The organism is Rhodococcus sp. P4_F3_2 (assembly GCF_056401335.1).
In genome coordinates, this window is sequence record NZ_JBFUJN010000026.1 from 130,000 (window position 1) to 140,515 (window position 10,516).

At 62.8% G+C, this 10,516-nt stretch carries 10 protein-coding genes; 3 read left to right on the top strand and 7 right to left on the bottom strand.

Features of this window, described 5'->3' with window-relative positions:
- The 3 genes from AC1DWA_RS24635 to hemL all read right to left on the bottom strand — a co-directional run bounded on the left by AC1DWA_RS24635 (nt 1) and on the right by hemL (nt 2,655).
- On the bottom strand, nt 1–606 hold the full coding sequence (locus AC1DWA_RS24635) for a TlpA disulfide reductase family protein (RefSeq protein ID WP_021333937.1): 606 nt from the start codon (nt 604–606) through the stop codon (nt 1–3).
- Nucleotides 603–1,262, bottom strand: a complete 660-nt coding sequence (locus AC1DWA_RS24640; protein ID WP_003941868.1) for a histidine phosphatase family protein — start codon at nt 1,260–1,262, stop codon at nt 603–605. Before AC1DWA_RS24640 ends, AC1DWA_RS24635 begins: the two co-directional genes overlap by 4 nt.
- Before the next feature lie 67 nt (nt 1,263–1,329).
- A complete protein-coding gene (gene hemL, locus AC1DWA_RS24645) occupies nt 1,330–2,655 on the bottom strand; it encodes a glutamate-1-semialdehyde 2,1-aminomutase (RefSeq protein ID WP_283384609.1) in 1,326 nt (441 codons plus the stop codon).
- 110 nt (nt 2,656–2,765) lie between these two features.
- Between hemL and AC1DWA_RS24650 the strand changes: the two genes are divergently transcribed.
- Both AC1DWA_RS24650 and AC1DWA_RS24655 read left to right on the top strand, forming a co-directional pair.
- On the top strand, nt 2,766–3,113 hold the full coding sequence (locus AC1DWA_RS24650) for a hypothetical protein (protein WP_007735283.1): 348 nt from the start codon (nt 2,766–2,768) through the stop codon (nt 3,111–3,113).
- A gap of 59 nt (nt 3,114–3,172) precedes the next feature.
- On the top strand, nt 3,173–5,104 hold the full coding sequence (locus AC1DWA_RS24655) for an acyl-CoA dehydrogenase family protein (protein WP_046379830.1): 1,932 nt from the start codon (nt 3,173–3,175) through the stop codon (nt 5,102–5,104).
- A gap of 40 nt (nt 5,105–5,144) precedes the next feature.
- Here AC1DWA_RS24655 and AC1DWA_RS24660 read toward each other — a convergent pair whose 3' ends face one another.
- The gene (locus AC1DWA_RS24660; protein WP_046378213.1) at nt 5,145–6,161 is read right to left on the bottom strand and encodes an ABC transporter permease; all 1,017 of its coding nucleotides are present in this window, start codon (nt 6,159–6,161) and stop codon (nt 5,145–5,147) included.
- Between the two features lie 131 nt (nt 6,162–6,292).
- On the opposite strand from AC1DWA_RS24660, the gene AC1DWA_RS24665 reads away from it, so the two are divergent.
- A complete protein-coding gene (locus tag AC1DWA_RS24665) occupies nt 6,293–6,853 on the top strand; it encodes a TetR/AcrR family transcriptional regulator (RefSeq protein ID WP_020968944.1) in 561 nt (186 codons plus the stop codon).
- On the opposite strand, the gene AC1DWA_RS24670 is transcribed toward AC1DWA_RS24665, so the two are convergent.
- From AC1DWA_RS24670 to AC1DWA_RS24680, 3 genes are read right to left on the bottom strand one after another with little or no spacing between them, the layout of a single operon-like run.
- The gene (locus AC1DWA_RS24670) at nt 6,844–7,719 is read right to left on the bottom strand and encodes a TIGR03619 family F420-dependent LLM class oxidoreductase (RefSeq protein WP_030535495.1); all 876 of its coding nucleotides are present in this window, start codon (nt 7,717–7,719) and stop codon (nt 6,844–6,846) included. The genes AC1DWA_RS24665 and AC1DWA_RS24670 overlap by 10 nt on opposite strands.
- Nucleotides 7,716–9,374, bottom strand: a complete 1,659-nt coding sequence (locus AC1DWA_RS24675) for an ABC transporter substrate-binding protein (RefSeq protein WP_195791854.1) — start codon at nt 9,372–9,374, stop codon at nt 7,716–7,718. The genes AC1DWA_RS24670 and AC1DWA_RS24675 overlap by 4 nt, the downstream gene beginning before the upstream one ends.
- A 24-nt stretch (nt 9,375–9,398) precedes the next feature.
- The gene (locus tag AC1DWA_RS24680; protein ID WP_477917141.1) at nt 9,399–10,460 is read right to left on the bottom strand and encodes a DUF1214 domain-containing protein; all 1,062 of its coding nucleotides are present in this window, start codon (nt 10,458–10,460) and stop codon (nt 9,399–9,401) included.
- Between the last annotated feature and the right edge of the window lie 56 nt (nt 10,461–10,516).

Here is a 10,516-nt window from a genome sequence, read left to right on the forward strand (position 1 = left end):
TTACTGCGCGTCTTCCTGAGCTACTCGCTGGACGACGGGCAGCAAATCCTCGGCGAGAAGTTCTTGGAGGAACACCGCGGCAACGCGATGCTGGCGGTCCAGGACGATCGTCGTCGGAATGACCGACGTGGGGTAGCCGTCACCGAGGGCGATCAGCGAACGCATCGACGGGTCGTAGATCGACGGGTACGAGACCTTGTTGTCGACCACGAAGTCTTGCGCTTTGTTCTTGGTGTCGTCGCGGACGTTGATGCCGAGGAACTGCACGCCCGAATCCTTGGTCTGCTCGTAGACCTGTTCCAGGTCGTCGGCTTCGGCGCGGCACGGCCCGCACCACTGACCCCAGACGTTGAGGACGACGACCTTGCCCTCGAAGTCGTCGACGCCGACCTTCTTACCTTCGTTCATCAGATCGGGCCCGGAGAGCTTGCCGATGGTGCCTCGGTCGGACGGTGGATCGTAGAAGATCTTGGTCTGCCCGCCCGGTGAGACGAAGTCGAAAGTTCCGCCCTGTGCGACGGCGTCGTCGCCGGTCGCGCAGGACGAGAGAAGAAGCATCGCCGACGCAGCGGCTGCGAATGCTGCGGCGATGCGGCGCGAAATCATGCTCCTGTCACTCTCGGGTCGGAGGCACCGGCAGGTTCGGAGTAGACGATGTCGACCAGGGTGTCGCCCTCGTAGACCAGTGAGGTCAACGAGGCCAGTCCACACTGACGGTGACGGGGATCGTGCCAGAGACGCTCGCCCTGCAGGAATCGACGCAGTGTCCAGACCGGAAGCTGATGGCTGACGACGACGGCTTCGTGTCCGACTGCCGCGACGCGTGCGGCATTGACGGCTGCGAGCATGCGATGAGCGATCTGCAGGTAGGGCTCGCCCCAGGACGGGGTGAACGGGTCACGCAATTTCCACCAGTGACGCGGACGTGAGAGCGCACCGTCCCCGACGGCAACCTTGAGACCCTCGAACTCGTTGCCTGCCTCGATGAGGTTTTCGTCGGTGACGATGTCGAGCTTGTGTGCCTCGGCGATCGGCGTTGCGGTCTCTTGTGCGCGCTGCAGCGGCGACGCGACCACGTGGGTGATGTCGTGATCGGCGAGCACCGACGCGACCGCACGAGCCTGGGCTTCGCCCGCCACCGACAACCGGAAGCCCGGGAGCCGTCCGTAGAGGATCCCGCGCGGGTTGTGAACTTCGCCGTGGCGAAGGACGTGGACGATGGTGCGGGTGGACGTGTGGTCGGGGTGATCGGCGTCGGTCACAGTCGAGGGTCCTCGCTGAAGAAGATGGATGTCGGAAGCGTGCGGTTGTTGCTCGAGCTTGAACGTGTCAGGGCTTGACGGCAGCAGCTGCGGCCTTGGCGGCGTGCGGCATGGCGTCGGCGATGATCGAGAATGCTCGATCGTCGAGTGCAGCGGAGACGAACCACGCTTCGAACGCGCTCGGCGGCGGGTACACGCCGCGGGAGAGCAACGCGTGGAAGAAGGCGGGGAATCGCCAGGTCTGCGCGGCTTTGGCTTCGTCGTAGTTGGTCACCGTGTTCTCGGTGAAGAACACGCTCACCAAGGTTCCGGCGTACTGCACACGGTGTTCGACGCCTTCGGCGGTGAGGGCTTGGGTCATGAGGTCGCCGAGGGCGGTCGCGTTCCGGCCGAGCTTGGCGTACACCTCGGCGTCGGCGGCGCGCAGACTCGCGAGTCCGGCGGCGACGGCCACGGGGTTACCCGAGAGGGTGCCGGCCTGGTAGACGGGACCGTCCGGCGCGAGGTGACCCATGATGTCGGCGCGGCCGCCGAATGCTGCGGCAGGCAGGCCGCCGCTCATGACCTTGCCGAAGGTGTAGAGGTCGCCTGCGACGTTGTCGATGCCGTACCAACCCGAGGCGCTGACGCGGAATCCCGTCATCACCTCGTCCATGATCAGGAGTGCGCCGTGCTCACGGGTGAGGCGACGCAGACCCTCGTTGAAACCGGGAATCGGTGCGACGGCGCCCATGTTTCCGGCTGCAGCTTCGGTGATGACGCACGCGATGGCGCCGGGGTTGGCGGCGAACGCCGCGGCGACTGCATCGAGATCGTTGTAGCGGACGACGATGGTGTCTTCGGCTTGAGCGCCGGTCACGCCGGGCGAGGTCGGCAGCCCGAACGTCGCGAGGCCCGATCCGGCGTCGGCGAGAAGGGCGTCGACGTGGCCGTGGTAGCAACCGGAGAACTTGATGATCTTGGTGCGTCCGGTGAATCCGCGGGCGAGGCGGACTGCGCTCATCGTGGCTTCGGTTCCGGAGTTGACCAGGCGAACCTTTTCCACGGGCGCGACGCGGGCGACGATTTCCTCGGCGAGGGCAACTTCGCCTTCGGTCGGCGCACCGAAGGAGAGACCGCCGAGCGCTGCTTCGCGAACGGCTTCGACGACTGCCGGGTGAGCGTGCCCGAGAATCATCGGACCCCAGGACGACACCAGGTCGACGTAATTGTTCCCGTCGACGTCGGTGAGGGTGTAGCCGGATGCTTCGCGAATGAATCGCGGTGTTCCACCGACCGAACCGAACGCGCGGACGGGCGAGTTGACGCCACCCGGAATCACGTTGCCGGCACGTTCGAAGAGCCGAGCGGAGTTCGTTGCATGCACGTCGGGATCACCGGAAGACACAGTCACGGCTTCCAGTGTCCCAGTTCTGTCGAATCTGACAACGACAGGGTGTAGGACTTCGGTGCTCGAGGCGAGTTTTCCGGTCGAACCGGGCCCCGCGTGAGACGATTCCGAGCATGAAGCGACTGTTGACGACGCTGATGGTCTCGGCTGCGATTCTTCTCACATCGTGTGGTTCGGACGCTTCGAACGACGACAAGGCGACAGTTTCGTCGCCGCCGAGCGCCACCGACTCGGCTCGAACCACCGCGGCAACGAGCACCGACCCGGCGTTTCTCGGCGGGTGTTCGGCAGTGTCCGTCTACGTTCAGCAGCGTGTTCAGAGCGGCGACACGTCGACACAGACAGCGGGCGCCGACTTCCTGAAGATCGTCGAGAACGACCCTTCGTACCAGGCTATGTCCGAGAGCGAGAAGGAACTCTTCCGCCAAGGAATCGAAGCGGGTGCCGCGGGCTCCTGCTGAATGTGAGGTTGGGATCGAACCGGGTTGCCCGCGGTGCGCTACGCGCTATCGTCGGTTCCATGGCCACCACAGCGGACCACCTCAGGACAACACTCGACGGACGCTGGCGGGAGGTGCGTGAGCGCGTTCGCGGCGAATTGAACGACGAACGTTTTGCTCCGCACTACACACCCAACACCGCCATTGCGCGCTCCAAGGCTCTCGAACAGATGCGGGTCCTCGCCGATCTCGGCTACGCCGCAAACGGTTTCGCGGTCTCTCACGGCGGAACGGGCGACGCGGGTGGCGCCGTCACCAGCATCGAGATGCTCGCGATGTCCGACCTCTCACTGATGGTCAAGGCCGGCGTGCAGTGGGGACTGTTCGGCGGCGCCATCGAAAACCTCGGCACCGAGCGTCACCACCAGGCGTACGTCAAGCCGCTGATCGATCTGGACCTGCTCGGTTGCTTTGCGATGACCGAGACCGGTCACGGCAGCGACGTCCAGGAACTCGAAACCACGGCGACCTACGACGTCGAGACGGGCGAGTTCGTCGTCAACTCCCCCACTCCGTCCTCTCGCAAGGACTACATCGGCGGCGCTGCCCAGCACGCCACTGTCGCGGCAGTGTTCGCACAGCTGATCACCGGAGGCGAAAGCCAGGGCGTCCACTGCTTTGTCGTGCCGATTCGTGACGACGCCGGCAACGACCTCCCCGGAGTGACGACGTCCGACTGCGGGCTCAAGGGTGGACTGCCCGGAGTCGACAACGGCCGCATCGTCTTCGACCAGGTCCGCATCCCGCGTGAGAACCTGCTCAACCGTTACGCCGACGTCGCCGAGGACGGCACGTACACTTCGGCGATCGAGAACCCGAACCGTCGGTTCTTCACGATGGTCGGCACATTGGTTCGTGGACGTGTCACCGTCGGTGGTTCGGCGGCAGCGGCCGCCCGCGTGGGATTGGCCATTGCCGGTCGATATGCCCTGCAGCGCAGGCAGTTCAGTGCTCCGAAGAGTGACGACGAGGTCCTGATCATGGACTACCTCGTCCATCAGAAGCGTCTGCTGCCGTTGATCGCCCGCTCGTACGCTCTGCAGTTCGCACAGAACGAACTGGTCGCCGCGATGCACGACATTCAGAGCAGCGACGACCCGGACCCGCAGGAGCAGCGCGAACTCGAGGGTCGTGCCGCCGGACTCAAGGCCGCCAACACGTGGCATGCCACTCGGGCAATCCAGGAAGCACGCGAAGCCTGTGGTGGCGCAGGCTATCTCGCCGAGAACCGCCTCACCGCGCTCAAGGCTGACACCGACGTCTTCACCACGTTCGAGGGTGACAACCACGTTCTGACGCAGTTGGTCGCAAAAGAACTCCTCACCTCGTACGCCGACGAAGTCCGCGGCATGAGCCCGGTCGACTGGATGCGCTTCGCGGCTACGACGGTCTCCGACGTGGTCAAGAAGCGCACGGCAGCGCAGCAGATCCTGCAGACGATCGTCGACACTCGCCAGGACAACGAAGAGGACGGCAGCCTCTTCAACCGCGGCACCCAGATGAAGATGTTCGAAGACCGCGAGGAGTACCTACTCGCCACTGCGGCAAGGCGATTGCAGGCAGCGCAGAAACGCGAGGAGAACCCGTTCGACGCGTTCAACTTCGTGCAGGACCACGTGCTCAAAGCCGCTCAGGCGCACATCGAGCGCGTCATCCTGGAAGCATTCGTCGCCGGCATCGACTCGTGTGAGGACGAGACCGCGAAGGAACTCTTCGGCGAGGTGTGCGACCTCTACGCACTGTCCGTCATCGAGGAGGACAAGGCCTGGTTCATGGAGCACCGGCATCTGTCGGTGGAGCGTTCGAAGGCCGTGACGCGCGGGATCAACGAGCGGTGCCGCACCCTGCGCCCGCACGTCGAGACGCTGATCGACGGCTTCGGCATCCCGGACATCCTGCTGGGGTCGGCGATGTTGGACGGGCCGGGCACGGACGCCGTACGGCTGAAGTAAACAGTTCGGGTGGGGTCGGCAATCGCCGGCCCCACCACGCTCAGTGCGCTGCTGCCTTCTTCGACTGCCGAGAGGCAAGCAGTCCGGTCAGGCCGAGTGCCGCGACCAGCCAGATCCCCAGAACGAGCAGGTGCGGTCCGACTCCGTTCCCACCGAAGTAGATGACGGAGCGGATGGGCTCCATGGCCGCTGATCCGAGCCAGAACGAATGGATGTGCTGCCAGAATCCGGGCAGGAACGACACCGGAATGGCACCACCCGAACTCGGGAAGTTGATGAAGACGAGCACCGTCAGCACCGCGAAGATCGCGGCTTGGCCGAGCAGTCGATTGAGCAGGATGCTCACCGCACCGACGGTGAACGTGTAGAGCATCGAGATCCCCAGCAGTTGCAGGATCTGACCGACCGACGCCCCGAAGGCGTGCATGAAGATGCTGGTGATTCCGAAGGCTATGAGCGGGGTGAGTATCGCCGCACCGGCCAGGATCGAATACTGCTCTCGCAGCCGCATTCTCGGCGCAACCTGACTGAGCACCGTGATGGTCAGGTAGCCACCGAGGGTGCAGACGATCAGGAAGTAGAAGAGCCCGACGGTCGAGGAGTCGCGCGCCGTGACGGGCGCCGAGTCGATCACCGTGACCTGCTGCCCCGTCTGCTCCGCGACGGAATGCGCCAAGCTGCTCACCACGGAAACCGTCGAGGCGCCCGCACCGGTGGCGATATGTGCGGTCACGGTGTCACCGATCTCGACGGCGCCGATAGCGTCACGGTTGTCGATGCGCGAGATCGCGTCAGCCGAGTTCTCTGTGGCGACGAGGTCGAATTTGTCGCCAGACGTGGCTTCGATTCCCTCGATCAACGACGCCGTCACAGATGCTGGACCAACCACCACGATCGGTGCCTGGTTCGGCATCGGCGAGTGGAACGCGCTGACGTAACACAGGCAGAACATGATGACGAAGAACAGCGGAAACGCGAGTCCACTGCCCACCATCTTCCAGTTGGTCGGCGGATCGACGACCTCTTCACTGGGAACGCGGACATCGGTATCTGTCATATTTCACACTCTCTTCACTAACCGCATCTAGCTGTCAACACCGTTGACAGACTCAACAGTCAACACTGTTGACACGTTAGAGTCAACGCCGTTGACAACGAGGTCGGCGAGCGAGCACAGAGGTCGATGTCGTGACATCCACGAAGCACACACCAGAGCAGGAACAGCCCTCGACGTCCGAGGCGATTCGCGCCGCAGCGTTCCAACTATTCGGTGAGCACGGGTTCGGCGGCACGTCAGTTCGCGCCATCGCCAAAGTTGCCGGAATCGATCCGGCCCTGGTCATCCGGCATTTCGGGTCGAAGGAAGCGCTGTTCCTGGAAACCACTCCGGTTGCGGACTACTTCGAAGGTCAGTTCGACGGCCCACTCGACACCCTCGGTGAGCGGATCGCAGTCTTCGTCCTGGGCAAGGCCGACGCCCGGATGCTGTCGGTGTACACAGCGCTCATGCGAGCGTCGGACAGTCCACGCATCCGGGAGCGACTGCGCGAGATGACAGGCACGTTTGCCACCAATCTCGCCGCTCGCCTCGACGGTGAAGACGCGTACACCCGCGCACTCCTGGTCTCCGCCCAGGTGTCCGGCCTGTTGAGCGTCCTCAGCGACGAGAGCATCCCCCAGTCCGCAGATCGCGACGAGTTGGCAAAACTCTACGGCCGGGCGATGCAGACGCTGATCGATCAGTACTGAGTGATGACCTCCTCGGCAAACCGCCGAATGGAGTCGAGTCGCCCCTGACGATCACCGGCGTCAACTCCGTAGCGATACCAGGGCAACACTCTGATTTCCGTGACTCCGAGAGTCTCGAGTTCGCGATATCCGTCCAGATCACGAACATCCGTCGGCGAGACGTTGACGCCGAAAGGAACATCGGCACGACCGTACTCGACCCGCAATTCCGTGAGGCGATCGATAGCGCAGGCTAATTCGGCTTTGGTCGTGTTCACCGACATCCAACCGTCAGCCAGCCTGGCTGCACGACGCAACCCCGGTTCGCTGTGCCCACCGATGTAGATCGGAACCGGAATCTCCGGAGCCGGACTGATCATCAGAGCGTCGAAATCGTAGTGCTTGCCGTGGTATTCGACCCATTCCGGTCCACGTCCCGCACACACCGCCTTGATGATCTCGATGGCTTCGTCGGTACGCGCACCGCGGGTGCGCATCTCGGTCCCGGTGAAGGTGAATTCCTCGGGAATCCAGGACAAACCGACGCCGAGAGCGACGCGGTTTCGCGACATCACGGCCATGGTCGATACCTGCTTGGCCGTCAACAGCGGATCGCGCAGTGGAAGTTTGAACACATTGGTGTAGAACCGAATTCGCGACGTGACGACTGCCATTGCCGTCATCGCAATGAACGGATCGGGCATCGGCGTCTCGGGTGCCCACATCCGCTTGCCGTCAGCGGTGTACGGATACGGAGCCGACACCTGCTCGGGATAGAACACGGAATCCGGCATCGCGATTCCGTCGAACCCCACCTCTTCGGCGACCTGCGCCAACTCGCACAGTTCCAGGGCGTCGATCATCGCACCCGCCAAGGACCACTTCATCGTTCCACCGTTTCGCCGTTAGGCGAGATCCAAGCGCCGCCCAAGAACATGATGTCGGTGATGTTGCGTACGACGCCGTGAACATTGCCGTCCCATGCGGTCAACACCGATGCCGGACCCCAGATCACGTAAGGCACAGTCGCGTTGGCGTACTCCTGCACTTTACTGATCGACTCACGGACAGCATCGTCCGTCGGCGCAGTCTGCACTGCCGTGATCAGTGCGTCCATCTCCGGGTCCGCGAAGCCGGACGGGTTGTTCTTCGAATCACTGGCCATACTGTTGTACAAGTTGAGGTACGGCGCTTCTTCTCCGACCGGAGCGCCACCTCTGGTCATGTCGAAATCGTGGTCCTTGTATACCCGTCGAACCAGATCGGTCACATCGGTCGCGTAGTCGATGGTGACGTCGAAACCGATCGCGTTCAGCGACGCCTGAACCGTCAGTGCCGTCGCCTGTTGGCTGGGCTCCGGGGTGGTGAGGTAGCGGAGTTTCCCGTCGTACCCGTCGGACTTCGCTTGATCGAGCAGCGCCTTTGCCTTCACCTGATCGAACGGAATACCTGCTGTGTTGTTGAACCAACGTGACGTCTGCGGGACCAGATCGGAACTGGCGGTGCCCAATCCGTTGTTCGCACGAGTATTGACCGCCTCCGGATCCACCCCGTAGGCGATCGCCTGACGGACGCGTACATCGGCCCCGGGCTTGCCCTCGCGATTGTTGATCGTGCCGATCCCGTTCTGTCCGGTCGGACTGAGGTAACCCGAGTATCCGTCGTCGAGAGCTTGTTCGATCACGGCCTCGTCGCGGAGGATGTACGTCATGTCGATCTGGCCGCTCTTCAACGATTCGTACTGAGACTGCGCACCCGACGTGGGAACAAACCGCACTGTGTCCAGTGGCGGTTTACCGCCCTGATAATCCGTGCGTGCGGCGAGTACCAGTTCTTCGTGCGGGGCGAACTTGGCCAAGGTGAACGGACCCGCCCCGATCGGTGTGAACGCTCCCTCCCCGGTTCCTGAAACCGAACCTGCCTTTCCCCCTGAACTTCGCGCAACGATCATTCCGGGGCCGAGCGACAACAGCGCCGGGAATTGACGCCAGGGCCGCTCGAGCACGAATTCGACTGTGGTGGCGTCGGGCGTCTCGATCCGATCCACGATGTTGAGCCAGGTCTGCGATACATCACCCTTGCCTGCCACGAATCGATCGATACTCCACTTGACTGCTTCCGCGTCGAGCGGACTTCCGTCGCTGAAGGTGAGGCCATCAGCCAAAGTGACGGTGTACGAAGTGAAGTCGCTGTTGTTCGACAGTGTCTTCGCGAGTTGTGGCACGAAGCTCCCGTTTGTGGAGTCGCTGCGTACCAACGTGTCGTAAATCGCGGCCATTTCGGTTCCGCCGGTCGAACCGGCGGCTTGCGTTCTCGTGGGGTCCAACGAGGAAGGGAACGAATAGGACCCGAAGGTGAGAACACCGCCGTCGATCCGCTCCCCCACATCTGGGGCGCCCACAAAACCAGCTGCGCCACTACTGCTCGGTGAAGCCGATCCCGAGTTGTCCCCACTGCTCGACGCGCAGCCGGCCAACATCAATGCACCGGCGAGCCCGAGCGCGACAAAGCGAGGGCCGAACCTAATCTTCTTGGTGTACATACGTTCCCAATCTCCGTCAGCGTGTCAGATCTTGACTACCTTCGACGTCGGGATCGGGTGCGAGTCCGCCTTGATCCAGCGCAGCGCCCATGTCCCCTCGGCATGCGAATCGGTGTCGATCCAGTTGCCATAGCCCGGATCCTTCGCCGCCACGACGATTGTCATGGTGCCGTCGTCGTTGAGCTTCGCGGTGTGATTGTTGATGTAGATGTTCGTGCGGTTGTAGTCGAGGGACTCGACCCAGAAGTTCTGCAGCACGAAGTTGAAGTACTCGCAGTTCGGAACCTCGGTCTCGATGACCCACGCCTCGTCCTCGGCGAGCTTCCAGTAACCGTGGAAGTAGAAGATCGTCGGATCGCCGCCGGCGTCCTGGAAGTAGTCCTGTCCCCAGTCGAAGATCTCGTTGGTGTGCGGCTGGAATTTGCGCGACCACTCCAGGAAGGTCTCCGCCATCCCCTTCACGATCCCGACGGACTTGGTGAGGCGTTCGCCGATCTCTTCCGGACTCAGCGGGACGAACTCGCCGTCCGGGTTCAGGCATTCGATGGTCAGATCACCGATGACCTCGTTGCGCCGATCCTGGTGAGTTTGCCGAACGGAGATGAGGTTGCTGCCGGGCGCCAAAGGCAGCCAAGCGCCCTCAGCGGGCTTGTCGACGCTCGCGATGAACTCGAAACGGCCGTTCTCGTCGACCTCGAGGTCGTGGATATGCAGATCTCCGGTCTGCAGCATGGTGCCGTCGATGTGGTACCGATTGACGCGCGAGCCGAAGGTGATCAGCGGGACGGTGCCTCGGGTGCCGATGATCCGGTAGTTGTACTTACCGGAAATGTTGGCGCGCATGTAGACGTTGTCCGGGTTGTCGGCACCGATCTTCGTCATCATGTTCGGGTTCGGAGCCGACGAGAACTGCGGCCACCGTGGATCGGTGTACTCGACACAGTTGATCGTGCCGTACCGAAGCAACCGACTCAGGTAGCGGATGCCCTCGGCTTGAGTCAGCGGATCCTGAGGGACGATCTCGTCCTCCAGGACCTTTCCGACATCGAGCAGATCTGCGCAGAACTTTTCCCAAACAGCATTCATGTGGATCTCCTTGTTTCAGTTGGGGCTTCGCCCTGTGCGCCTTTTTGGTAGTCGGC

What these genes read in the sequence shown, in the direction of transcription:
- AC1DWA_RS24670 (WP_030535495.1), bottom strand. Translation starts at nt 7,719, where the DNA reads ATGAAGTGGTCCTTGGCGGGTGCGATGATCGACGCCCTGGAACTGTGC.
- AC1DWA_RS24650 (WP_007735283.1), top strand. Translation starts at nt 2,766, where the DNA reads ATGAAGCGACTGTTGACGACGCTGATGGTCTCGGCTGCGATTCTTCTC.
- AC1DWA_RS24655 (WP_046379830.1), top strand. Translation starts at nt 3,173, where the DNA reads ATGGCCACCACAGCGGACCACCTCAGGACAACACTCGACGGACGCTGG.
- AC1DWA_RS24660 (WP_046378213.1), bottom strand. Translation starts at nt 6,161, where the DNA reads ATGACAGATACCGATGTCCGCGTTCCCAGTGAAGAGGTCGTCGATCCG.
- AC1DWA_RS24675 (WP_195791854.1), bottom strand. Translation starts at nt 9,374, where the DNA reads ATGTACACCAAGAAGATTAGGTTCGGCCCTCGCTTTGTCGCGCTCGGG.
- AC1DWA_RS24680 (WP_477917141.1), bottom strand. Translation starts at nt 10,460, where the DNA reads ATGAATGCTGTTTGGGAAAAGTTCTGCGCAGATCTGCTCGATGTCGGA.
- AC1DWA_RS24635 (WP_021333937.1), bottom strand. Translation starts at nt 606, where the DNA reads ATGATTTCGCGCCGCATCGCCGCAGCATTCGCAGCCGCTGCGTCGGCG.